This is a genomic window from Marinagarivorans cellulosilyticus (genome assembly GCF_021655555.1).
Lineage (GTDB): Bacteria > Pseudomonadota > Gammaproteobacteria > Pseudomonadales > Cellvibrionaceae > Marinagarivorans > Marinagarivorans cellulosilyticus.
The window spans coordinates 814839-840252 of record NZ_AP023086.1 but is presented as its reverse complement, the minus strand read 5'-3'; the positions used below and the strand labels follow the sequence as shown (position 1 = coordinate 840252).

The 25414-nt window shown below is 47.1% G+C and carries 21 protein-coding genes; 9 read left to right on the top strand and 12 right to left on the bottom strand.

Annotated elements, in window-relative coordinates:
- The first annotated feature begins 95 nt into the window (after window positions 1-95).
- From MARGE09_RS03215 to MARGE09_RS03200, 4 genes are all read left to right on the top strand, one after another.
- A complete protein-coding gene (locus MARGE09_RS03215; protein WP_236985917.1) occupies window positions 96-983 on the top strand; it encodes a LysR family transcriptional regulator in 888 nt (295 codons plus the stop codon).
- A gap of 67 nt (window positions 984-1050) precedes the next feature.
- On the top strand, window positions 1051-2655 hold the full coding sequence (locus tag MARGE09_RS03210; RefSeq protein WP_236985916.1) for a S41 family peptidase: 1605 nt from the start codon (window positions 1051-1053) through the stop codon (window positions 2653-2655).
- 79 nt (window positions 2656-2734) lie between these two features.
- Complete coding sequence (locus tag MARGE09_RS03205; protein WP_236985915.1) at window positions 2735-3151, top strand: hypothetical protein; 417 nt, start codon at window positions 2735-2737, stop codon at window positions 3149-3151.
- A 155-nt stretch (window positions 3152-3306) separates the two neighbouring features.
- Window positions 3307-4878 carry a S41 family peptidase gene (locus tag MARGE09_RS03200; RefSeq protein ID WP_236985914.1) on the top strand — a complete coding sequence of 524 codons (1572 nt, stop codon included), beginning with the start codon at window positions 3307-3309 and terminating at the stop codon, window positions 4876-4878.
- 263 nt (window positions 4879-5141) lie between these two features.
- On the opposite strand, the gene MARGE09_RS03195 is transcribed toward MARGE09_RS03200, so the two are convergent.
- A complete protein-coding gene (locus MARGE09_RS03195; RefSeq protein ID WP_236985913.1) occupies window positions 5142-5738 on the bottom strand; it encodes a DUF4136 domain-containing protein in 597 nt (198 codons plus the stop codon).
- 205 nt (window positions 5739-5943) lie between these two features.
- Between MARGE09_RS03195 and MARGE09_RS03190 the strand changes: the two genes are divergently transcribed.
- The 3 genes from MARGE09_RS03190 to hemL all read left to right on the top strand — a co-directional run bounded on the left by MARGE09_RS03190 (window position 5944) and on the right by hemL (window position 8851).
- Window positions 5944-6753 (top strand): bifunctional hydroxymethylpyrimidine kinase/phosphomethylpyrimidine kinase, encoded by an 810-nt coding sequence (locus MARGE09_RS03190; protein WP_236985912.1) that lies wholly within the window; start codon window positions 5944-5946, stop codon window positions 6751-6753.
- 170 nt (window positions 6754-6923) lie between these two features.
- A complete protein-coding gene (gene thiE / locus MARGE09_RS03185; protein WP_236985911.1) occupies window positions 6924-7529 on the top strand; it encodes a thiamine phosphate synthase in 606 nt (201 codons plus the stop codon).
- 50 nt (window positions 7530-7579) lie between these two features.
- Window positions 7580-8851 carry a glutamate-1-semialdehyde 2,1-aminomutase gene (gene hemL, locus MARGE09_RS03180; protein WP_236985910.1) on the top strand — a complete coding sequence of 424 codons (1272 nt, stop codon included), beginning with the start codon at window positions 7580-7582 and terminating at the stop codon, window positions 8849-8851.
- 53 nt (window positions 8852-8904) lie between these two features.
- Here hemL and MARGE09_RS03175 read toward each other — a convergent pair whose 3' ends face one another.
- The 5 genes from MARGE09_RS03175 to MARGE09_RS03155 are packed head-to-tail and all read right to left on the bottom strand — an operon-like array spanning window position 8905 to window position 14155.
- Entirely contained in the window at window positions 8905-9819 is a 915-nt protein-coding gene (locus MARGE09_RS03175; protein WP_236985909.1) for a TIGR01777 family oxidoreductase, read from the bottom strand.
- 42 nt (window positions 9820-9861) lie between these two features.
- The gene (locus MARGE09_RS03170) at window positions 9862-10938 is read right to left on the bottom strand and encodes an efflux RND transporter periplasmic adaptor subunit (protein ID WP_236985908.1); all 1077 of its coding nucleotides are present in this window, start codon (window positions 10936-10938) and stop codon (window positions 9862-9864) included.
- 9 nt (window positions 10939-10947) lie between these two features.
- The gene (locus tag MARGE09_RS03165) at window positions 10948-12204 is read right to left on the bottom strand and encodes an ABC transporter permease (protein ID WP_236985907.1); all 1257 of its coding nucleotides are present in this window, start codon (window positions 12202-12204) and stop codon (window positions 10948-10950) included.
- A gap of 2 nt (window positions 12205-12206) precedes the next feature.
- Window positions 12207-13466, bottom strand: coding sequence for an ABC transporter permease (locus tag MARGE09_RS03160; protein ID WP_236985906.1), 1260 nt, complete (start codon window positions 13464-13466; stop codon window positions 12207-12209).
- Window positions 13467-13468: 2 nt separating this feature from the next.
- Window positions 13469-14155, bottom strand: coding sequence for an ABC transporter ATP-binding protein (locus MARGE09_RS03155; protein ID WP_236985905.1), 687 nt, complete (start codon window positions 14153-14155; stop codon window positions 13469-13471).
- Window positions 14156-14394: 239 nt separating this feature from the next.
- On the opposite strand from MARGE09_RS03155, the gene MARGE09_RS03150 reads away from it, so the two are divergent.
- Window positions 14395-15003 (top strand): YigZ family protein, encoded by a 609-nt coding sequence (locus MARGE09_RS03150; protein ID WP_236985904.1) that lies wholly within the window; start codon window positions 14395-14397, stop codon window positions 15001-15003.
- A 30-nt stretch (window positions 15004-15033) separates the two neighbouring features.
- Here the strand turns inward: MARGE09_RS03150 and MARGE09_RS03145 are convergent, their stop codons facing one another.
- Both MARGE09_RS03145 and MARGE09_RS03140 read right to left on the bottom strand, forming a co-directional pair.
- Window positions 15034-17223, bottom strand: a complete 2190-nt coding sequence (locus MARGE09_RS03145) for a bifunctional diguanylate cyclase/phosphodiesterase (protein ID WP_236985903.1) — start codon at window positions 17221-17223, stop codon at window positions 15034-15036.
- Window positions 17224-17234: 11 nt separating this feature from the next.
- Complete coding sequence (locus MARGE09_RS03140; protein ID WP_236985902.1) at window positions 17235-18788, bottom strand: sensor histidine kinase; 1554 nt, start codon at window positions 18786-18788, stop codon at window positions 17235-17237.
- 244 nt (window positions 18789-19032) lie between these two features.
- Between MARGE09_RS03140 and MARGE09_RS03135 the strand changes: the two genes are divergently transcribed.
- The gene (locus tag MARGE09_RS03135; RefSeq protein ID WP_236985901.1) at window positions 19033-20013 is read left to right on the top strand and encodes a hypothetical protein; all 981 of its coding nucleotides are present in this window, start codon (window positions 19033-19035) and stop codon (window positions 20011-20013) included.
- 16 nt (window positions 20014-20029) lie between these two features.
- Here MARGE09_RS03135 and ung read toward each other — a convergent pair whose 3' ends face one another.
- From ung to MARGE09_RS03115, 4 genes are all read right to left on the bottom strand, one after another.
- Entirely contained in the window at window positions 20030-20716 is a 687-nt protein-coding gene (gene ung / locus MARGE09_RS03130) for a uracil-DNA glycosylase (protein ID WP_236985900.1), read from the bottom strand.
- Window positions 20717-20792: 76 nt separating this feature from the next.
- Window positions 20793-22301, bottom strand: a complete 1509-nt coding sequence (lysS, locus tag MARGE09_RS03125; protein ID WP_236985899.1) for a lysine--tRNA ligase — start codon at window positions 22299-22301, stop codon at window positions 20793-20795.
- A gap of 55 nt (window positions 22302-22356) precedes the next feature.
- Window positions 22357-23452, bottom strand: a protein-coding gene (gene prfB / locus MARGE09_RS03120) for a peptide chain release factor 2 (protein WP_236985898.1) whose coding sequence is annotated in 2 segments (ribosomal slippage) — window positions 22357-23379 and window positions 23381-23452 — 1095 coding nt in all. Because the reading frame shifts where the segments join, the coding sequence is not laid out codon by codon here.
- Between the two features lie 1050 nt (window positions 23453-24502).
- Entirely contained in the window at window positions 24503-25381 is an 879-nt protein-coding gene (locus MARGE09_RS03115) for a formylglycine-generating enzyme family protein (RefSeq protein WP_236985897.1), read from the bottom strand.
- Window positions 25382-25414 lie beyond the last annotated feature (33 nt).

Genomic DNA, 25414 nt, shown 5'->3' with positions numbered 1-25414 from the left:
TGCTCGTTGTTGAGTTGATGCGAACATAATACGCTTGAAAAATTGATTGAATGCGCAGAATATTTGCACCTAAACATCAAAAAATTAGATGAATTATGAAGGTATCACTCGAGCAATGGCATATTTTTAAAACAATTGTCGACGAGGGCAGTTTTGCCGCCGCAGCCGAAACATTGAGCAAAAGCCAATCTGGTATTAGCTATGCCATGCAGCAAATGGCGCAACAACTACCTGCGCCCGTATTCGAGCAACAGGGCCGCAAAGCTACCCTAACGGCAACGGGTCAAACCCTCTACCGCCATGCATCTGCGCTACTACAGCAGGCACAAGCCATGGAAGACCTCGCCCGCGATATGGCCGAGGGAATAGAAAGCGAAATTGCAATTGCAGCAGACGCACTAACCCCGCATAAGGCTTTATTCAAAGGCTTGCAGCAGTTTTCGGCACATTGCCCGCGCACGCGGGTAAAAGTGTACGAAACCACGCTATCTGGCACCGATGAAGCACTGCTCTCAGGAAAGGTGCAAATTGCAATAACAGCGCGTGTACCGCCAGGGTTTATGGGCGATATCGTCGCGCAAGTCACCATGATTCCGGTGGTGGCCAATACCCATCCATTGGCAAGCCGCACAAAGGAATACCCAATACCCGAAACCGAACTTAAACAAGAACGACAAATCATAATTCGCGATAGCGGCCTAAAAAGAGAACAGGACGCCGGTTGGCTAGGCGCCGAACAGCGCTGGACTTTCAGCCACTTCGCAACCAGCATTAGTGCCGTAAAGGCAGGTTTAGGCTTTGCCTTTTTACCAATGCATTACATTCAACCAGAACTTAATAATGGCGAACTTGTTCAGCTACAACTTAAAACCGGTGGCCAGCGGCAACTAACACTTTATTTAGTGCAAGCTAGGCCCGGCTTTACCGGCCCCGCCGCCACATTTGCGACACAAGCGTTAATCAACGCATTCAATTACATGTAATATTTAGTTTTTCATGCGGATTCAGTATGATGGCCCGTCTTAGAGATTCATCACAAAGGAGTGCACCATGTTTTACACCCATAATACTCGCTGGCTAACCGCTATTGGTTTTAGTAGCGCACTATTAGCTGGCTGCGGCAGCGGCAGTTCGGGCCAAATGCCCGCCGACACACGAGATTACGTTGCGCCACCGATTATTGGCGGCTCTAACTCATCAAGCAGCACAAGCACGCCCCCCTCCACCGAGTGGACAAAGGGTAGCTACAAACCATCCACAACATTTGCAAACTACTGCGCTGCGCCGCGCTCGGGCGTAAACCCCTATACCGAGAAGCCCTACCCCGATGAGCAAGGCACCGTCGTACACGAGAATCACTTTTTGCGCTCGTGGAGTGACGAAAGTTATTTGTGGTATGACGAGTTACCGGATTTAGACCCTAATAATTTTGCATCGCCTTTTGTTTATTTTGATTTGCTGAAAACGTTAGAGCTTTCACCCAGCGGGAAAGAGAAAGACCATTTTCACGGCTATGAAGATGAGGTCGCGGGAGACCAGTTAAACGCTACTGGCGAAAAAGTGGGCTATGGATTAGAGCTGGTCTTTAATGAGGATTCCCTTGAGTTCCACGTCGCCTATGTCGAAGACAACTCACCGGCCTCAGCCGTGAACATTCAACGAGGCATGCGAATCGCCGCCATTAACGGAAGTGAGCTCCCCCCCCAAACCGAAACAGAATACCGAAGAGCAATAACAGCACTCCATTTCCCCGAAGTCGGCGATGAGAATACCATTGTTTTTGAAACGCTCTCCGGCGGTAGGATTACCCATAAACTTGAGGCAGCAGCAGTTGAAGTTTCCCCTGTTTATTTGAGTAAAACCCTCTCGACCCCCTATGGAAAAGTTGGTTATATGATGGTTAATAGCTTTAGGCCATCAGAGCTCATTCCACAACTTATCGATAACATAAACGGTTTTAATCAGTCTGGCATTGAAGACTTAATTCTTGACCTGCGTTACAACGGCGGCGGCTACGGCGAATATGCGTCAATGCTTGCGTATATGACAGCAGGCGAAGACGCCACTGCAGGCGAAGATTACGCGATCTACCAATTTAACGATAAATTACAAGACCAAAACCAACCGCTAGAATTTATTAGTGAAATCAAGATCAACTCAAACACGACAATTCAACTACCCAGTCTCAATCTGCCCAAAGTTTACGTATTGTCTACCCCAGGCACCTGCTCGGCTAGCGAGCAATATATTAATGGCTTGCGCGGTATTGGCATCGAGGTTGTACTAATAGGCCAAACCACCTGCGGCAAGCCCTACGGTTTCTCAGGCCGAGCTGTGAATTGCGGCACCCGCTATTTTAGTATCGACCTCCAAACAGCGAACGGCCAAGGGTTTGGTAACTATATTGACGGCTTCGAACCCAGCTCCGATGCCGACATGCATGGTGCAAAAGTACAAGGCTGTAAGGTCGATGACAACCTTGCCTCTGAGTTAGGCGCAACATCAGACCCTCTTATCAGCGCTGCACTGTTTTATCGTGAGAACAGCCGCTGCCCTAGCTCTACTTCATTCGCACAAAAACCAAGCGCCGCAAGCATTACCGGAGGCCAAATCATGCAGCCTTTCGGGCAGCGAATATTGCGAGTTAAGCAATGACGTCACAATCGCTAAGAAAGCCCCACTCTAGCGCAGGCAATGTCTGCGCCGGTATCACAAAATTATAACGGCCTTTCCTATGAAAATAACTTACGTGATTACCAGCTTATTACTCTGCAGCGCACTGGCTGGCTGCACATCACAACCTAGCGCACAGACTTTAACCACGGATAACCTAGCCAAACGAGGTTTTTCCCCTGCGCTAGCAACCGATCTAAACCCCGAAAGCCAAGCCGACATAAAGAAAGCCATCGGCCGCCTTTCGGGTAAAGGGTTAAAACATTTACCTGCCAACGCTTTTCAAAACCGTTCGACGTTGCTTTTATCCCACAACATAGCCCCGTCTACAGAACACCCTAACGGCATTACTATAGAGCACCTGCCCCCTTACCGGTTTGAGTTGTTTTCTAACGGTAGCGAATGTGTGTTGGCATACCACAACAATAAAACTGTTAGCCCGCTTGAAAACACCCAATGCCTCGCCATGAACAATTAAGGTTTTCGCTCCGGTTTCATACCGGAGTTTCTCCTGACAGCCACCGTTTATCCCCCCAGAATGCCAAGCACCCCTCAAACCATCTAGTGCGCATTCTATTAGCCACTTAAATTTCGTATGATCAAAACTAAATGCATTAATTAAGGAGCTATTCAATGCTTAAGTTTTTATACCACGGCCTGCTAGATAACCCTGCGGGGGTTCGAGGCGCCACCATATTAGCCTGCAGTTTGTGCCTAATTAGCTGCAATGGTTCGGGTAATGGCAATTTCTTACCCCCAGTCAACAGCCATTGGGCAAAAGGGCAATATTTAACCTCATCACGCTACCAGCACCAATGTGAGAGCCCGCGCACAGGTATTCACCCTTACACCAACCAAGCTTACCCAGATAGAATTGGCTCTACTGCTCACGAAAACCACTTCTTGCGCTCGTGGACTCACGAATCCTACCTTTGGTACCAAGAAGTCCCCGATTTAAACCCCAATAATTACAGCGATACTATCGAGTACTTCGACCTACAAAAAACTAACGAGCTTACCGCTAACGGAACAGAGAAAGACCGCTTTCACTTTACCGAAGATGAGGTCTCAGGCGATCAGTTCACCTATACCGGTCAGCGAGGGGGTTATGGTATTAGCTGGAAAATGACTGGTAACCGGGAACTGTACGTTTCCTTTGTGGAACCTGACTCACCCGCGAATGACGCTGGCGTAACGCGGGGCATGCAGCTTACGCATGTTAACGGCACCTTGCTAACAGAGCTGACTAACGACCAAATTGCCGATGCCAACCAAGCTATTTTTTCACCGGAGCTAGGTACTAGCGCCACATTTCAATTCAGCCCAACATTAGGTGATGCCGTAACCTACACACTAGAAGCCGCTAACATCACGGTTTCTGCAGTGCTAAAGCACAGCATTCTAAATACCGACTCAGGTGACGTGGGTTACCTCGTTTTTAATACATTCAATACATTCACCGCCGAAAGTCAGCTAAAAGCGGCGTTTGACGAGTTTGCCACTAACGGTATTGACGACCTCGTGGTCGACTTGCGCTACAACGGTGGCGGCTATTTGTATATCGCCGCACAGTTGGCCTACTTAGTCGCCGGCGACAGCAAAACAGCCGGCGAAACATTTAGCGTATTGCAATACAACGACAAGCGCACCAACGACAACGTGGAATATGACTTCGTCAGCAATACTTACAATACCGGCGCCCCCTCAGAACCTTTAACCAGCGTTAACCTCAACCGCGTTTATGTCCTAACAACCGGAGACACTTGCTCTGCCAGCGAAAGTTTTATCAATGGTTTGCGCGGTATTGATATAGAGGTTATTCAAGTTGGCGGAACCACCTGCGGTAAACCTCATGGTTTTAACGCTCAAACTAATTGCGGAACGCGCTATTTCAGTATTGATTTCGAAACGGTGAACGGGCAGGGTTTTGGCGAATTTATCGATGGCTTCGAACCCGTAGCCAGCGGTGGCGACCCATTTACAAACAAAGTAAACGGCTGTAGCGCTAGTGACGACCTTGCTTACGAGCTTGGTAATAGCAATGAACAAATGTTAAACACTGCTCTTTATCATCGCAGCAATGGCACTTGTAGCTCGCCAGCTAGCGCACAACAAAAGCCTCGGCCATCACTGCTTATCGATGGCGAACTCGTCGCTCCACCTAGCGACAAAGTTTTACGTCTAGCGCCTGGATTCAGCTTTTAACCTAGAAACCACAGTTGAGAGTCAAAAAGATGCGTATTCCGTTGGTGTGCATGGCGTGTAGTAAAAATGTGTAGTCCCCTTATTGGTGATGAATCATTTTTATCACGCGTCAGGTGCACCAAGGGGATGCGTAGACTTTGATGGTTCAACTGCGGTTTTTAGGTTTTACCATAATTTTTCTTTAACCATAAAAAAAGCACCGGCAATTGCGCGGTGCTTTTTTTATGGTTATTTGTCCCAAGAACAAACGCTAGCGTGGCGCCTTACTGGTTAACAACCATTGGCGCGGCAACAGGGTATTCCATAAAAATTTGCTGAACTACAGCATGAATATCACCGCGCAGCTTATTTTCTTTTGGCTCTTTTAGCTTGCCCACGGCAACGCCTTCCCACACTAATTGCTTTTGGTTGGCATCGACTACATCAATATTCAACGTACCTTCGGTATATTGGCTAACACGAGTCTCTGTGCCGTAACCCATGCCGTAACTATAGCCATAACGGCCGCGGTAGCCGTAATAGCCTGCATTCATTGAGGGCGAGGACGTCGAAGTAATTTTTTCTTTTGTGCTAACGTGAAACCCCACTAACAAATCGCCACCTTTTTGCTCGGTCAAACCGCGTGAAGTCAGCTCTTTGCGGATCGCTTCTTGAAGGTATTTATTGGTTAACGAGCGATAAGCCTGTTCTCCTGCGGGTTCCACCGAATCAAGAAAAGCAAATGTTTTGTACTCGCTAAAATTAATTCCCTTTTCATACACCGAGTGTATTTTGGGGCCACTGGCACAACCCACGAGAAAAACGGCAGCAAAGACTAATACCGCTTGCAACGAGCGCACAGACAACAACGATAGCTTCATAATTAAGCTCCTTTAAAAATTACAGAATGAGAAAGTTAAGGCAACAAATACTACAGATGATCTGATTCTACCCTGCTCTCGATTATTTGCCACCCATCAACTGCGATTACCGTATATTCAGAAAAACGCCATCCAACCCTGAACCTCGAGCCACATAACATCGTCAACAAGTCATGCTACACTCCAGCTAAACACGGGAGAGAAAATGGACACTACACCACCAGTCATCTTAAGTTTTGCCCCACACGACCCTGCAGGGCGCAGTGGCTTACAAGCCATAGCTGAAGTTATCGCGTCACTAGGTGGCCACTGCGCCTCTGTGGCAACGGCACTGTGTGCCAGCAGCAGTAGCGACGAACGCGAATTGATTGCTGTCGACAGTAACCTGCTAATCCAACAAGCTCGCTCGGTGCTTGAGGACATGCCGGTTGCCGCCATTTATGTAAGCTATGCGGGCTCTGTTGCCAACTTAGAGGCCATTCACTCTATTTTAGAGGACTACCCTCAAATTCCTGTTATTAGCGCAGCAGCATTGCAGTACTGGGACAACAACTCGCAAGCCATTGCCGACTATCCCAACGCATGCTCAGAGCTACTTATCCCCACCAGCAAACTGCTCATTTGCGACAACACCCAAACCCCACTATTAACTTCACATGCACCTGTGACAGAGGGTTTGATTCACCAGTTATTTGCCTGCAACTGCGATTACGTACTTAGCTACCAGTGCAGCAAAAGCAGCCGCAGCTTTGAATACACACTGTATGACGAAGATACCATCCTAAGCACTTACAATTGGCAAGCCGGTTGCTGCCAACCACAGTCATCAGCGGTAGAAGACATCCTTTCAGCAGCCATTGCCTCTTACGTAGCGCATGGCAGCTCGGTAGAAACCGCTGTTCAAGAGGGGTTGAAGTTTGCCAGCCAAGCTGCCGCACACGCTCGCAGAATTGGCTTTGATACCCCCATACCCAACCGTTTTTTTTGGGCCGAAGCCATCAACGCAAAACGATAGCGCAAGGCCCAACGTATCAATCTACAACGCCTTATTCAAGCGAGCTTATTACACAGGGCTTATTAGACAGGGCTTATAGCTTTAAGCGCTTTTCAATTTCTTACAAAAATTATAGCGGCCTCGAAATATGGTTCGGGCCGCCAACCCAATCACAGCTAAATAGATAAAACATGCTTTACGCGATTACTGACGACACCCTTATGCCCGGCGACTTACTCATAAGTCAATCTGAAGCCGCCCTCAAAGGGGGCTGCCAATGGCTGCAATACCGCAACAAAAGCGCAAACCAAGAACAACGCCTTGCCGATGCTAAAAAGCTGCGCCAGCTTTGCGAATATTACAATGCAAAATTAATCATCAACGATGATGTCGTACTTGCTCAGCGAGTAAGCGCCCACGGAGTACACTTAGGCCAAGGCGACGGCAGCGTTTGCCAAGCGCGCGAGCTGTTGGGCGAAACCGCCATTATCGGCGTGACCTGCCACGATCAATTATCGCTAGCCAAGCAAGCAATAGCCGATGGCGCCAGCTATGTGGCTTTTGGGCGATTTTTCCCCTCACAAACAAAACCTAACGCCAAAGCCGCCCCGCTAACGCTACTTACGCAAGCACAAGTACTGAATATTCCGATAACGGCTATTGGCGGCATTACACTCAACAATGCCGCCAGCGTAATTGACGCTGGTGCCTCGGCTATTGCGGTATGTCACAGTTTATTTGCCTGCGACGATGTCGAGGCCCGTGCGAAGGACTTTTGCCGCCTCTTTAGCGCATAATATGGCATGCGATACCCAAAATACTTCACTGAAAATATAACGACGAGTCTATGAACCCATTATTTGATCAAGCTAAAACAGTTATCCCTGGCGGTGTTAACTCACCGGTTCGCGCCTTTAAAGCCGTCGGTGGCGAGCCCATTTTTATCGAGCGCGCAGAGGGCGCCTACTTATTCGATAGCAACGGCAAACGTTATATCGATTACGTTTTATCTTGGGGCCCCATGATCGCCGGCCACAACCACCCCGATGTACTCAATGCCGTTATCGAAAAAGCCCAACTTGGCTTAAGCTTCGGCGCCCCCACCGAAATCGAAACCACCCTAGCAAAAGAAGTTATTAAGCTGGTCCCAAGCCTAGAAAAAGTACGCTTTGTCAGCTCGGGTACAGAAGCCACCATGAGCGCGATTCGTTTGGCGCGTGGCTATACTGGGCGCGACAAAATCGTAAAATTCGAAGGCTGCTATCACGGGCACTCGGACTCCCTATTAGTCAAAGCCGGTTCTGGCGCCCTCACCTTTGGTGTGCCAAGCTCGCCCGGTGTACCCGCCAGCATAGCCGACCACACAATCACCCTTAGCTACAACAATGCCGATCAAGTACGCGAGGCCTTTAAAGAGGCTGGCGAGCAAATTGCCTGCATTATTGTTGAGCCCGTAGCAGGCAATATGAACTGCATTCCACCAGAGCCAGGTTTTCTCGAAACCTTACGTGAAGTGTGCGACGAGTACGGCACCGTATTAATTTTTGATGAAGTTATGACCGGCTTTAGATTTGGCACCGGCGGCGTTCAAGGCTTTACCGGCATTACCCCCGACCTTACCTGTTTAGGTAAAGTGATTGGCGGCGGCATGCCCGTAGGCGCGTTTGGCGGTAAAACTGAAATTATGGATTACATTGCACCGGTAGGGCCGGTTTATCAAGCGGGGACGCTATCTGGCAACCCTGTATCGATGGCCGCAGGTTTAGCCATGATGAAACTCGTACAAGCCGATGGTTTTTACGAAAGCCTTTTCGCTAAGACCGAAAAAATAGCGCAAGGCATACAAGCGGTTGCCAACGAAGCGGGCATCCCTTTTACCGTAAACCATACCGGTAGCATGTGGGGAGGCTTTTTTACAGAAGAGCCCAAGGTCAGCAATTACCAGCAAGTAATGGCCTGCAATAACGAACAATTTAATGCGTTTTTCCACGGTATGCTAGAAGGCGGCGTAAACCTTGCGCCAGCGTCCTACGAGGCCGCTTTTATGAGTACAGCGCACAGCGATGCCGATATAGAAGAAACACTCGACATAGCACGTAAAGTCTTCAAAACCCTGTAATCGTAAGCGGCCCATTGGTGTGGAACCAGCCAGTGGGCTGCACTTACACAGTACTAAAAGTCACTGAATGCTAAAAGCTCGTCGAGCATGACATGCCGAAACCTGAAGCCCTCCTCGACTAACTGATCAGGTACCACGCGCTGACTAGCTAATATCAGCTCATCGGCCATTTCACCTAGCGCTAATTGCAGTAACTTTGCAGGCACCTTTAATGTTACTTTTGTTTCAAAGTGATTGGCTAAATGCTTGGTAAATTCAGTATTCCTAACTGGCTCGGGCGAGGTCACGTTGTAAGTATCGCACGCTAGCTCGTTTTCAAGCATCCACTGCAGTGCATTCAGGACATCCTGTAACGCAACCCAAGAGAACCATTGTTGGCCGTCACCGTTTTGCAGGGCAACCTTCGCTTTAAAGGGTAAAGCCATTTGGCCAAAGGCACCGCCAGACGACGCAAGCACCACCCCTAGCCGAGCAATACACAAGCGGATATCAGTGGTTTCTTTTAAGGGGGTTAAGGTTTGCTCCCAGTCATAGCAAAGTCGATGTGAAAAACAGGAATTAGGCTGGGTTTCTTCTGTAATTACCGCATTGCCGTGGTCACCGTAAAAACCAATGGCTGATGCATTAATGAAAACAAGCGGCACCTTAGCAGCATTCTGGCAAAACGAGACTAACGCCTGGGTGCTTTGTATACGGCTAGAAACTAAACGCTCTTTCTTTGACGCCGTCCAACGACCACCGGCAATGGATGCTCCAGCCAAATTAATAATAGCCGCAACAGGGGTATCGAGACCAGAAGCCAGCTGGTCCCAACTCAGCACCTGCGCAAAAGGCAAAAGCGCCCTTGCTTTATTTGGGTTACGCGACAGTATTGTGACCTCATAACCCGCAGTATTTAACTGTTTAGCCAGCGCCTGGCCGACAAAACCAGAGCCACCGGCGATTAATACATGTTTACCTGTTGTCATCAAACTACCCTAAATCTATGTATGCTTTAGGGCACTTTATCATCAATAGCGTTTTTTAATCTTTGTGCTTAGTTCAATCCCTGAAAGAATCTCGACATTAATGCCGTCCGACAACCCTGTCGTAACTTTACGCTTTTCAAATATTTGCTCACCCGTGGCAACTTCTACGAAGGTTTCATCGTTTTCGATCAATAGATTACCTTCGTTAATTGCAAGCACCTGTCGACGTTCATCCAAAACAATTTCAGCGTTCGCACTATAACCTGCGCGCAAAAAGACACCATCTTGCAACTTTATAGCCGCTCGAATTTCGAATTTGATAGTACCCTGCTGATCGGTACCCTTAGGGGCAATAAACTCTAATTCAGCACCAAAACTACGCTCGTTTAAAGCACCTATATGCAAAGTGAGAGGCATGCCCACTTCCAATTTCCCCACTTCTGATTCGTCAATTTGCCCTTCAAAAATCATGTCGTCCATATTGGCAATTTGTGCAATGGTAGTACCGGCATTAAAAGTATTACTTTCAATAACAAATGTGCCCGGCTTAACCGGAATTGCCAGTAAAATCCCCGTAGCCGTCGCATAAACAAGGTTAGAAACTTTACCGCCGTATTTACTAACCCCTTCTTTAATTAACGCGACATTATCCTCGGTGGCTTCCATCACCTCTTTTGCCAAGTCAAACTGTAGCTTCGTTTTGTTGTATTCAAATTCCGAGATCAACGCTTTTGCATAAAGCTTTTTTTGACGCTCGTAATCGCGGCTTGCATTAAGGTAGTTCAAGCGGGCTTTTTCAACATTCGATTCCGCATTGCGTAAGTACTCAACATCCGGCACCAATTCAATGCGTGCAATGAGATCTCCTTTTTTAATCTCATCACCAGCTTCAACAAAAATTTGCTCCACCACGCCAGAAACTTTTGATTTCACCTCAATTTCTTTACGGGGTTTAATATTACCGGTGGCAACAGTTTTAGAGAAAATATCGGTCGTCAAAGGCGTTGCCATCTCGTATACAACAGGGGCTTCCTGCGATTTTTGGTACAAAAAAAATGTTGTCCATGCAAACAGCCCCAATAAGGCCACAGTAAAAAGTAGCCAAAAAAACTTTTTCATAGTTGCCTCTTAATCATCCTGTAGTGCGGTAATAGGGTTTACTGCAGCCGCTTTGCGCGCAGGTAACCATGCTGCAAGCAAACCCGAAAAAACTAAAATTGCCAACGCCGATAACGCCGTAGAAAAATCGATAGACGGTACACCAAAACCTGGAATACCACCGGCCTCAATAATACTTGAAAATAATTCGAGCATAGCAACACCAGCAACTAAGCCGGTATAGCCTGCCAGTGTTGTAATCACCAGAGCCTCTTGAATAATTAAACTCAGAACAGACCAGCGCGTAGCCCCAAGGGCCTTCCTTAAACCTATTTCACGGGTGCGCTCTTTAACGACAATCAACATGATATTACCAACACCAATAACGCCCGCTAACAACGTGCCAATAGCCACAAACCAACTGAATGCCTGCAGCCCAGTAAACAACGACATAACTTTCAAATAATCTTTTTCAGAATTGTAATGCCCTATCGCTGCCTTTTCATCGGGGTGAATATGGTGCAGTTCCTTTAACAAGCTTAACGCCTGTTGCTCCAACGCAATGGCAGAGACGCCCTCTTTGGGCTTAATACGCATACTGCCAATCCAGCCCAGCTGGTTAAATGCGTGACGCAATGTACTATTAGGAATGCGGATGCTTTGTGAATCTCGACGGGTATTTTCACTGGGAATACTTGGAGCAAACACGCCTACAATTTTAAAATATAAGCCGCCAATTTCTAAGCTTTGCCCAATGGGATCTTCATCTTTATCAAATAGATCGCTATAAACCTCATCACCAATCACTGCAACTTTACGGCGCTCGGTGTAATCCAACACATTCAAAAAACGCCCTTTAATGGCAACAAAGCCCTCTAGCAAGGCTGTTTCGGCGTGTGCACCTGTTGTTTGATAAGACCCACTTTTACCGTTGCGCACAATGTATTGGTCTGCCTGCCAGCCGCCTAATTGGTTTTGCTCTAGGACGAGTTCAGCACCGTGCAAATTCTGCCGAAGATAATCGCGATCGCTAATATTTAAACCAACCCGACGTCCCTTAGCAAACCCTTGATAAGGCAATTGTGTGGGGCGCCCGGCCCAAAGGTAAATGGTATTTGTGCTAGCGCCAAAACGACTCAGCGCATCTTGTTTTAAGCTATTGCCTGCCCCCAATAAAAGGACAAGCATAAAAATCCCCCAGAAAACACCGAAGGCAGTAAGTGTGGTGCGCAGCTTGTGGCGCCCTAACGTGTGTGCAATTTCTTGCCAGCGATCAAGATCCAACATAGCTAGCTCTCTTCCCGCATGGCTTCAATCGGTGAAACTCGAGCGGCATGCCACGCGGGAATAATACCTGCAACAGCACCAACAGCGACTAAAATAAAAAGTGCGACTAACGCAACACTAATATCCACCTCTGGCCGCGAAAAATACGGCATACTGGCGCCGGCTTTCTGCACAAACAGATTAAATAACTCCAACAACCCGACGGAGAATACTAAGCCGATATACCCCGCAAAAATGGTCACCAGTAGCGACTCACTCATAATTGTGCGGATGATTTCTCCTGGTGGAGCGCCTAGTGCTTTGCGAATACCAATTTCACGCGTTCTCTCTTTCACAGAGATAATCATAATATTGCTGATACCGACAATGCCCGCCATTAGCGTTCCCAAACCGACAAACCAAATAAATAAACTAATTGCACTGAATGTATTATTCACATCTGCACTTTGTTTTGCTAAATCAAAAAGTCGAATAGCAGAGGTATCTGAAGGGGCGACGTGATGGCGCTCTTTTAAGATTTTAAGCACTTTTTCAGCAATAACGTTGTTATCACTACCCGCTTTAGGGTACAAACCAATAACGCCGATATCTTTACCTCGGCCAAAAGTCTTTTGGTATGCCGCTAGCGGCATGTAAATACGCTCGCTCATCCGGCCTTCCCAGCCAGAATCGTAAAACACACCTACAATTTTAACGCTGACGCCATTAATGGCTATTTGAAGGCCAACAGGGTTAATGCCTGGATCAAATAGTCGCTCAGCTACGCGAGTACCAATAACCACGACCTTGCGTGATTCCTCTTCATCAAAATCATTTAAGCGCCGGCCGTGATAATAATCTTGGAATTTTTTAATTTTAAAGTATCCGTCGCCCACTCCAAAAACAGAAAAGTTACCTGACTTTTGTTTATAGGTAATATAAATATCGCCACGCCATACAGACCCCATCGCTTGCTCGGCTGCAATCATTTCTATTTCTGGCACACCCTTTCTCAAAGCGCCAACGTCATCTTCGGTAAGCTGAATACTACGCCCGTGGGCAAGCCCCTTATAAGGTACAGATGTCTTCCAGGCATTAATCCACATGGAATTACGCACATCACTACTGAAGCTTTCTTCCATGCCATGCTTTAACCCTTCACCGGCGCCGAGTAACAACACCAACATAAAGATGCCCCAAAACACGCCAAAACCGGTAAGAAAGGTTCTTAAGCTATTTTGTTTTAAGGTAAAGAGTATTTCTTGTAGTGCATCCCAGCTCATGATTAGCCTTGCACTTTAAGATTGGCATCTTCTACGCGACCATCTTTCAACCAAATAAGCCGCTCGGTTTGCTCGGCAATATCGTGCTCGTGGGTAACAATGACGATAGTCTTACCCGTACTGTGTACCTCTTTAAAAACGGCCATAATGTCGTTCGTCGTTGAACTGTCTAATGCCCCTGTAGGCTCATCTGCCAGTATAATTTTAGGGTCGGTAATTAATGCACGCGCAATCGCGACACGCTGTTTTTGCCCGCCGGACATTTCATTGGGCATATGCCCTGCACGATCACCAAGCCCCACCATCTCCAGCAACGCGTTTGCTCGCCGGTTGCGCTCTTTACGGCTAACTTTTTGGTAATACAGCGGCAAGGCTACATTTTCAGTCGCATTTTTAAACGGCAGCAAATTAAAAGACTGAAAAACAAAGCCAATAAATTGATTGCGCAATTGCGCGGCTTTGACCTCAGGGAGCTTGGCCGAAATAGTCACATCTCCCAGCTTATACGAGCCTTCATCATAGGTATCAAGCAAGCCAAGGATGTTCAACAAGGTTGATTTACCCGACCCAGAGGACCCCATAATGGATACCATTTCACCAGTCTCTACGCGGGCTTTAATTCCCTTAAGAACATGTAAACGGCTAGATTTTTCGCCATAATATTTATGGACATTATTAAGTTCTATCATGATGTAACTATTCAGCCCAATTCGGAAATAGCATTTAGAAGTGGCTTTTATTAATGCCCTTTATTATTGTGGCGCAAGCGAGCCAATGCCTACATAAAATATACAACGCGCCTAAGACAACGAAGTGGTAAATAGTTCACCAAGTCAGATGGCCTGCATACCTGTAACCCGCTATGATCACAGCCGCAGCTGACCCGCTAGCGCACCTTCCCTAAAAACAAGCCAATAAATACCAATACATGAGCACTTATCAAACCATTGCAGCGCCCAGCCAATTTCACTATGAAGAAAAACGCAGCGAGTTTATAGCATTTATTTTCCCAGTGACCAATCGCGAAGCCGCGCTAGAACACCTAGATACACTAAAAATGAAATACCCCGATGCCCGCCATTACTGCTGGGCCTACCTTATTGGCAACCCTCAACAACCGCTTACAGCGGCCTTTAATGACGATGGCGAGCCCTCTGGCACAGCCGGCAAACCCATGCTTCATGTACTTACACAGCGCGGCGCAGGAGACTGCTGCGCCGTAGTTGTACGTTATTTTGGCGGGATAAAACTTGGGGCTGGTGGCTTAGTCCGCGCATACGGTCAAGCTGTATCAAAAGCGCTGGACGAAGCACAATGGGTTGATGTCGTCCCTATGCAACGCATTATTGTTATAGCCCCTTACGAAGACGAACCCCACATCCGACATTTTTTAAGCTTGTACCAAGGCACCATAATTGAGCAAAACTACAGTGATACTGTGAGTTTGACCATTGAGCTAGCCAGCAGCTCAGCAGCAACATTCAGCAAAGAAGTCGTGCAAAAAACAGCGGGCCGAGCGCACTGCAAAAAACCTTAATCGCACCGCCACCCTACACAAGTTCTCGAATTATTGATGCTTATCTAGCCAGTCATATAAATCTTTCTGCGGCATAGGCCTAGCAAAATAAAAGCCTTGCACCTCGTCACATTGCAAAGACTTTAATAATTCTGCTTGTTCTAATTCTTCAACCCCTTCTGCGACGACTTTAAGCCCTAATGTTTTCGACAACTGAATAATCATCTCAACAATTTCAGAGCCACTTTTTGAATTAGAGGTTTGCACAAATGCTCGGTCGATTTTTAAACAGTCTATTGGCATTTGCTGTAAGTAATTCAACGAAGAAAAGCCTGTACCAAAATCGTCCATCGCCAATTTAAAGCCCATGCTTTTAATGCGATTTAAAGTAGCAATATTACCGACAATATCTCCCATAGCAATGGATTCGGTAATTTCTAATTCAATAAAATGTGAGGGCACATCAAACTCTCCCATCACACGCGTCAGCATATGGAGAATATCTGGGTGCTGCAGCTGCGCAACCGATAGGTTAACCGCCATATGCACATCTTTATAGCCTTTGTCGCGCAAGGCAATCAGCTGTTCAATCGCGTTGCGCAAAACCCATTCGCCCAATCGAATAATCAAACCCGATTGCTCAGCTAAAGGGATAAAGTCTGCGGGCGATATAAACTCACCCTGTTTAGTACGCCAGCGCAACAACGCCTCTAGCCCTACAATACGTCCACTTTGCAAACTGAGTTTAGGCTGAAAAACTAAAAATAGTTCTTGCTGATCAAACGCTTCTCTCAACCTTTTCAGGATATCCAAACGGTTTCTTGCACCATCGACAACGGCGCGATCAAACCTAACGACATGGCCACGATGATGTTTTTTAGCTTGCTTGAGAACAATGCTCACGTCCTTAATAACATCACCACCGGTAGCGCCCACCTCTGATAATGGCGCAATAGCAGAGGTAACGCCCAACAGCTGAGGCTCCCCAGCAATTTCGAAGGGGTCGCTAAAAGGGGTTACGATATATTCTGGCGTAATGTGGGTTTCTGGACCGAGTAAAGCAAAACCATTCGAGCTAATACGCGCTAAAAAGCACGGGGCTCTGAATCTATTTTTTAAGCGGTCTGCCGCAACTTGCAATAAGAGATCACCATAACTTTGGCCCAAAGCGACATTAAGTTCGGCAAAGCCGTCAATATCAATAATAGCTAACACTTGCTTATTGTCAGGGTTTGCACTTTGCATTTCAGTGATGGCTTGTTCTAGAGCATTACGATTAGGTAGTCCGGTAAGGGCATCGCAATAAGCATGATTCTTAAGGCGCTCGACAAAGAAAATATTATCGCCAGAAATAATACAATTTCGGGCAAATACAGCCATCATGCCTTCGGTGACTTCGTTGCGCTGTTTATCACCATGAATATAACAACAGCGCGCGCCGCGTGTTTCGGAGCCCAAATACAAGGCAAATGCATCTTCGGTCATCGCGTTGCGCTGCGATGTCATGCAACGGTTAATGTGTGCTTTGGCCGCTTCATCATTAACACTATCAAGTAATAAACCCGCATTATTTTCAAAGCTGCCGCTGGCATGCGTTACTTCGCGCTCGTTATTTTCGTCGACGACTAGCATTGCTCCCGCAGGGCTATGGCCTAACTTAAGTGCGTTATCAAAAACAATATCGTGAAATTCAGTCTCGTTCGCACAAGACAACAATGTACGCCCCATAGCCAATACACTATTAAGCGCTTCTTTACCCTCTTTAATGGTTTTAATTTGCTCGTAGCAACGCAATGCCGCCGTAAGGCAGGCGTATAAATTCTTTTGGGTAACTTCAGACTTCAACTTGTAATCGTTGATGTCGTAATCCCTAATAACCGCCATCTCGGGGGCTTGGTTAGGCTCGCCTGTGCGCAGCACGATACGTACATCTTCTAACCCTAATTCCTGCCGAATAAACGCGACTAGATCTAAGCCTGCGTTGGGCGTTTCCATTACCACGTCCAACAAAATTACAGCGACATCGGGCTGTTCTCGCAAAAACGTTTTTGCCTCGGCAGCGGAATAGGCATCATAGAAATGAAGTTTTTGGTCAAGAATTGCCGCATCCTTTAATGCATACTTTGTTGCGGTGTGAACATTCTTGTCATCATCAACAATTAATATATTCCACACCGAATCATTAGCGGGCGTCACCTCTTCAGGTTCGTCCGCAAAAACCATTAAGTCCTCATCACTCATAACATCACCATCTAGAGCGTTCCATCAACATGCTGCAATACCGGGGCAACATAAGGAATACTGATTATAAATTCTGTTCCTACACCCACTTCAGAAACAAGCTCTATATCGCCACCAAGGGCGCCTGTCACTAAATTATGGACAATATGCATACCTAGACCGTTACCGCCCTTACCAAGCTTAGTGGTAAAAAACGGATCAAATATTTTTTTCTGATTATCGGCGGGAATCCCCTTACCATCATCACGCAAGCTTAATTTAACCCCCTCTTTACCGTTTATACGACAAGGCTCACTAGCGATATGGATACTACCGTTATCGCGCCCTTCAAAGCCGTGGAGAACAGCATTATTTACCAAATTAGTCACTATTTGGCTAAGCGGGCCAGGGTAACTATCAAGCACCACATTATCTGGTATATCGGTTGTTATTTGAAACTGTTTACTGCGCAAATTAGGGGTTAGTGTCAGTACGGTTTCACTTACCAACTTATGCAAACTAAATTCTCGTCGTTTGGCGGTTGTTTGATCTATAGCCGTTTGCTTAAAGCCTGCAACCAGCTCCGCTGCCCGCGTAAGGTTGTGTTCTATCATTCTGGCGCCTTCATCAACATCGCCAATGTAAGTATCTAGGGCGCTGCGTGTCATACCGCCCGTCATTTTTTCTTTTATTGCGCCGGTGTTGCTTAACAGGCTTGTCGCTACTGTTAGCGCGTTGCCCACGGGCGTATTAAGTTCGTGCGCAATACCAGCGACCAAACCACCTAATGCCGCCAACTTCTCCTGCTGTACCAGCTGCTTTTGCGCTTGCTGAACCTGAACCACAGACTCTTGCAAGGCATCATTTAATTTTTGCTGATCTCTTGTGCGTTGATCGACGCGCAATTCTAACAATGTTACGTGTTTCTCTAAAGCGCGCCGCATCGCCTCCAGTTGATTGGACAATTGGCCGAACTCATCTTCGCCAGTAAAAGGGATTTTGGTTCTTAAATCGCCAGAGGCAATACCCTTAGCCGATGCACTGAGCTTTTTTAGCGGTTTTAAAACTTTTTGACTCAATACCAAATTCAACGCAATAAAGGTAATGAATATTTGAACGAGCAACATCTGAATTAATGTTACCGCCTCTTCTTTGGCCCGAGATAAACTTTTTTTCAAGCCGTAATGAAGGGTAAAGCGGCCGATTTCCTGCCCTTGGTAAAAGATCGGCGTTTCAATTGATATTTTTTTTCGCTCGTTTTCGATGATTTCAACAGGCCAGCGGTGGTAGCTAATAAACGATTCACCATCGGAACTCGAGACATAAATAGCCAGTACGCTTTCATCAAGCTGGATGCTGTCCATAATGGGCTTGGCTAATTCTGGGGAGATATTCCAAAGCGCGAGAGAAAGCCCGCCCTGAAGCACATCGGCATAATTCTGGGCTCGAATACGGGCCTCAAAATCGACACTGCGCTCATAGTTTTGGCGCGTCACGATGATGCCCGTCACTAGCGCAGGTAGGGCAATACTAATAACCACAATAATACCAAGGTAGTATTGCAGTCGACGTGTAATGAAATTCATATATCAGTTTCGGTCAAAGTACTCAGTACACCTAATAGTTGTAGTAGCCGTCATGTGCAGCCCCTTTCTAGCCTAAGGTAGGTAGGTCGCTCAATTAATCGCCAGCCATTTGAATATAAACTATAGTTGAGAAGACTACATGCGTACTAGAACACTGCCAGATTGGCGCGAAATACACCTTTACCGCACGAGAATCCACAGACATGACCGCACTGTCTTTGTTTATACTTATTACAATAAGGTTATGATAATAAATCCACTGGCATTTATCTGCACGTTTAATGTTTATACAACCTTGGTTCGCTTTAAATGCATCGCGGCGAGCCTCACCTGTTTACTAGTATCACCCTATAACACCGCTATTGCCGGTACGCCCACAACTGCCGCTACGCCCACAACAGAAATCACCCTCTATAACTTGTCATTCACTCCTAGCATACAAAAAATATTGCAAACAACAATAGAGCGCTCGTTAGAACTGACGCGCGATGAATATGGCGATTACGTACTCAATCATTACCCCGTTAAGACCAGCGATGAACGCATTAAAAGAATGATCGACCACGGCACTCGAATACACCTTTACTTTTCGACCCAACACGCACTACCTGCCAAGCAGCGCAAAATATCAAATATTGAAATCCCATTTTTAAGTAGCGTATTGGGCCTGAGGGTATTATTAACCAAGGAACAAGATATTGAGCAGTTTAATGACATTCGCACACTTGATAATTTGCGCGAGTTCAATGCTGGAATTGGCCACAACTGGGCCGAGAAAAAGATATTTAAAGCGCAGAACATACCTTACAAAGAGGGGTTATTAGCCAATAATTTATTGCCTATGTTAGAGAAAAAACGCTTTGATTATATTGCCCTTAGCGTTTTAGACGACCCCGCCGCGCTAGGCAACTCACAAGACATGAAAATCACAACACTCGATGATTTAATGCTGTACTACCCCATCCCCATTCAACTAAACACCAGCAGTGCTATACCCGAACTCGCCACGCGATTAAAAAAGGGGTTAGAACGTTTCACCGAAAATGGCGAAGCAAATGCTTTGATTAAAAGTATTTTTAGCGATGCCGACATATTACAAAACAGCAAAAAAATACGACTAATAACAATAGAAAACCCCCTATACAACCAAGATGAAAACAATCGGGCTTTTAAAGACTTACTTGAACAATTCCCGCAGAAGTTCATCATGATAAAAAGTGACTAAGAAATTAAGGGCAGTTTTAAAGATTAGGCAGCTGCCAAGTAATAGCAGGCTTGTCGTGCTCAGCAAGGTATGCATTTGTTTTAGAAAAGTGTTGGCAGCCAAAAAAACCACGATAAGCCGAAAGCGGCGATGGATGCGGCGCCTTTAATACGCAGTGCTTATTGCCATCAATAAAAGCCCCTTTTTTCTGCGCGTAACCGCCCCACAATAAAAAAACGACATTATCACAATGATCATTAATCGCATGGATAATGGCATCGGTAAAATGCTCCCAACCTTTGCCTTGGTGTGAGCCGGCCTTGCGCGCCTCCACCGTTAAGGTGGCATTTAATAGTAATACACCTTGATCAGCCCAATGCTGCAGATGGCCATGCCCAGGCGGCACAAAGCCTACATCGCTTGCTAACTCTTGATACATATTCCGCAACGATGGCGGAACGTCAACGCCAACAGGAACCGAAAACGATAAACCATGCGCCTGATTAGGGCCGTGGTAAGGGTCTTGCCCCAAGATTACAACTTTCACATCGTCCAGCGGCGTGCTATCTAGCGCGTTAAAAATCAGCTTGCCGTCAGGGTAAATTTTTCGGCCCGCACTTTTTTCCCCGAGTAAAAAAGCCCGTAAACCTTGCATATAGGGCTTGTCGAATTCGGGCTGTAAATAGCGTAACCACGACGGGTGTAATTCGACTTTTTTCTTCATGCACTACCTCAATAATCAACAATATGCACATCACAACAAAAAAGCCCACCGAGGTGGGCTTTAATAATACAAAACACTACACCTCTGGGCGCATATGTGGGAAGAGCAATACATCGCGAATTGAAGGTGAATCGGTTAGCAACATCACTAAGCGGTCAATACCAATGCCTTGGCCAGCAGTTGGGGGTAAACCATATTCTAAGGCGCGAACATAATCGGCATCGTAGTGCATGGCTTCATCGTCACCCGCATCTTTTTCAGACACTTGCTTTTGAAAGCGCTCGGCTTGGTCTTCGGCATCATTTAATTCCGAAAAGCCATTCGCCAGCTCACGCCCGCCTACAAAAAACTCAAAACGATCGGTCACAAAAGGGTTATCGTCGCTGCGGCGCGCCAACGGCGAAACCTCTGCTGGGTATTCTGTAATAAAGGTTGGCTGCTCTAATTTATGCTCGGCAGTGGCTTCGAATATTTCTATTTGAATTTTACCTAAGCCCCAAAAAGGCTTGCACTCAATGCCTAGTTTTTTCAATATAGCCTTGGCCTGCTCTTCATCATTTAATTGCTCCGCCGTAATATCGCTATTGTGCGCGACAATGGCTTCAATCACCGTTAAACGATCAAAAGGCTTGGCGAAATCGTAAGTTACCGTCACAGGTTCTTCACCTTCTTTAGCGGGTTTAGTGCTTACAATTTCTGTTGTGCCCATTACCGCCTCAGACATTTTACGCAGCATGTCTTCGGTTAAATTCATAAGGTCATGATAATCAGCATAGGCTTGGTAGAATTCCAACATAGTGAATTCTGGGTTATGCCGCGTGCTTAAACCTTCGTTACGAAAGTTGCGGTTAATTTCGTAAACGCGCTCAAAACCACCCACTACCAAGCGCTTTAAGTACAGTTCTGGCGCAATGCGCATGTACATATCAATATCTAACGCATTATGGTGGGTCACAAACGGGCGAGCCGTTGCACCGCCAGGTATCACTTGCAACATAGGTGTTTCGACTTCAACGAAATCTTTGCCATTTAAATAACTGCGAATAAAATCAATAATTTTAGTGCGCGTTTCAAACAGGTTACGAATTTCTGGATTGACAATTAAATCCACATAACGCTGGCGATAACGGGTTTCTTGATCGGCAAGGCCGTGGAATTTATCGGGCAGAGGGCGAAGCGATTTAGTGAGCATTTGGAACTCGGCGCAATCTACATATAAGTCGCCTTTACCCGACTTATGCACAACACCCTTAACACCAACGATGTCACCAATATCCCATTGGCCATCAATTTCCTTCATCGCTTTTTGTGCGGTTTTATCGGCGTAAAGCTGAATGCGGCCACTCACATCTTGCAACACCATAAAGGGGCCGCGCTTGGCCATCACCCGGCCAGAAACCGCCGCTACAAAACCCAGTTCTTCTAGCTCTGGTTTGGTTTTTTCACCGTGTAAATCTTGTAGTTCTTGCGCTTTATGCGTACGACGGAACTTGTTGGGGAACGCATTTCCGCGCTCGCGAATATTGGCCAACTTGCCTCGACGCTCGGCAATTAATTTGTTTTCATCTTGTTTTTGTTCAGACATAGTAGTCAGACCGTTTTCTAAATGTAAATAAATAAGAAGCAGCAAAGGTCGGAATTTACAAACCTGCTTTTAAGCTCGCTTCAATAAATTGATCTAAGCTGCCATCTAATACCGCTTGGCAGTTGCTGGTTTGCACACCCGTGCGCAAATCTTTAATGCGCGAATCATCCAGCACGTAACTGCGAATTTGGCTACCCCAGCCAATATCCGACTTACTGTCTTCGAGCGCTTGTTTTTCTTCGTTGCGCTTGAGCATTTCTTGCTCGTACAACCTAGCACGCAGCATCTTCATCGCTTTATCGCGGTTGGCATGTTGCGAACGCTCACTTTGGCATTGCACAACAACCCCCGTCGGCTCGTGAGTAATACGAATAGCCGAATCGGTTTTGTTCACGTGCTGGCCACCAGCACCGCTGGCGCGGTAAGTATCGACCCGCAAATCGGCAGGGTTAATATCAATATCGATATTGTCATCAATTTCAGGCGACACAAACACCGAAGAAAACGACGTATGCCGACGATTACCAGAATCAAAGGGGGACTTGCGCACTAATCGGTGCACTCCCGTTTCGGTCCGCAGCCAACCAAAAGCATATTCGCCTTCAAAGCGAATGGTGGCACTTTTAATACCGGCAACATCACCAGCAGACGCCTCTTCTAGGGTTGTTTTGAAGCCCTTAGCCTCCCCCCAGCGCAGGTACATGCGCAAGATCATCTCGGCCCAATCTTGCGCTTCGGTGCCGCCAGAGCCCGATTGAATATCTAAATAAGCGTTGTTCGGGTCCATTTCACCAGAGAACATACGGCGGAATTCTAGCTTGGCCAGCTCGGCATCCAAGCGCTCTATATCGGCGCGAATATCTTCAACGCTATCTTCGTCGTTTTCTTCTACGGCAAAATCAAGTAATTCTTGATTGTCGGCTACGCCGGCTTCAAGGTTATTGATGGTATTCACCACCGCCTCGAGCATTGAACGCTCACGCCCCAGCTCTTGCGCTTTGGCGGGCTCATTCCATACGCCGGGCTCGCCCAGCAGTAATTCTACTTCGTCTAAACGCTCTTTCTTAGCGTCATAGTCAAAGGTACCCCCTAAGGACAGCGGTGCGTTCTGCCATACCTTTTAGGGCATTCACAATGGGATTAATCTCCATGATGATGCTTCTCTCGCGGTTTAAAAAGTTAAGGGGCGCGATTGTACTCTTTATGACCTAAAAAGTCCGTCCCTAGACTTTTTAGGTGTCGCCCAGCCGGATTGGCGCCGAGGCAAGCTCGGCTGATCCTTTGAGGGCTCGCATTGGCTTTGCCAATGGGGTGGCTCCTGCCACCTTGGTTATGACCTAAAAATTCCGTCCCTAGACTTTTTCAGGTGTCGCAACTCTCTAGCCCAGAACGGGATTGGCGCCGAGGCAAGCTCGACTGACCCTTTGAGGGCCTGCATTGGCTTTGCCAATGAGGTGGCTCATGCCGCCTTCGTTATGACCAAAAAAGTCCGCCCCTAGACTTTTTCAGGTGTCGCAACTCTCTAGTCCAGAACGGGATTGGCGCCGAGGCAAGCTCAGCTGATCCTTTGAGGGCTCGCATTGGCTTTGCCAATGAGGTGGCTCCTGCCACCTTGGTTATGACCTAAAAATTCCGTCCCTGACTTTTTAGGTGTCGCAACTCTACTAGTCCAGAACGGGATTGGCGCCGAGGCGAGCTCGGCTGCCCCTTTGAGGGCCGACATTGGCTTTGCCAATGAGGTGGCTCATGCCGCCACACCTCGAGCGACGAAGATAAGGAGGTCGAACTGCAGCATTTGAGGATGAACTCTTGTTTCCTCGTTCCTAATGTGCGCCGTCGAATATCAATTTCTCAGGCACGCTCAAGCCGTCTACGACTTTACGCTCCTCGACTTTGTGCTCCTCGATAACTGCTCCTGCGTTATTCTAATCAGTCACATCCATGTGACGGTGTAAAGTCTAATCTTGCATATCCTTATGCAGGTGCAAAGTCTACCCCCACACATCCTTGCTGGGGCTGGTCGCTCCACACGTGCTCCCAACACGTGAGGGCCTGAGAAATTGATATTCGACGGCGTTATAGCGAATGCGTAGTCTTGTGGTTTGAAAATGGAGTGGGTTTAGGGTGTCCCGAAATATTCTTCTGAATAACTTAACCCTTTAGGCCTAATGGCCCGGCCTTGACCCGAACCGCTCCGCGGCTTACCTGGGCTCCGCCCCTTTAGCTCCTTGACCTAGGGAAAGACGCAAGCCAACGTTGAGGTTACGGAGGTCAGGGCGGTAGCTGCCGCGGTACGCAGACCGCAGGCGGCGACCATGGTGGACCCAAGAGCCACCGCGCAACACACGCTTAGCGCTGGCCTCTGGCTCGCTCGTCTCGGTATTGGTGGAGTTATCAGCTTGTGCATCAAGTGCTACAGGGTCAATCGCATCCTCATTTATTTGATCACGCCAAATATCTTGGCACCACTCCCAAACATTGCCATGCATTTGGTATAACCCCCAGGGGCTAGGGGTATAACGATAAACATCGCAGGTTCCGCTATTAACATTAGGTTCATCCCATTTACCGCCATAGTTTGCTTGCTGTAGCGTAAGGCTCTGTTTATCACCAAATGAAAAGGCCGTAGCGGTGCCTGCGCGGCAAGCGTATTCCCACTGCGCCTCGGTGGGCAGCGCCGCCTCTAAGCCCGCATAACTCCGATTTAATTCAGCAATAAAATGTTGGCAATCAAACCAGCTTACATTCTCCGTGGGCTTTAGATCGCCCTTAAAGTCACTGGGGTTCTTTTCCATTACCGCTTGCCATAGCTGTTGCGTTACGGCAGTTTCCATCAACCAAAACCCTTGGGTAAGTGTTACCTTATGCTGGGTTTCATCATTAATTCGCCCCTCTTCATCCTCAGGCGAGCCCATTAAAAATACCCCTGGCGGGCACCAACGGAAGGTCACTTGCACATCGGCTAGTAAAAGGGTTTGGAATAAACCATAGCGATCTTCACCATAATCAATAGCGAGGGGGTTGGGGAAGTTGCTGGGGAATAGAGGCCCTAAAATATTTAACGCTGTTGTCATTGGCATACAAAGTTTCGTCAAGGCTAATTACATTCATGG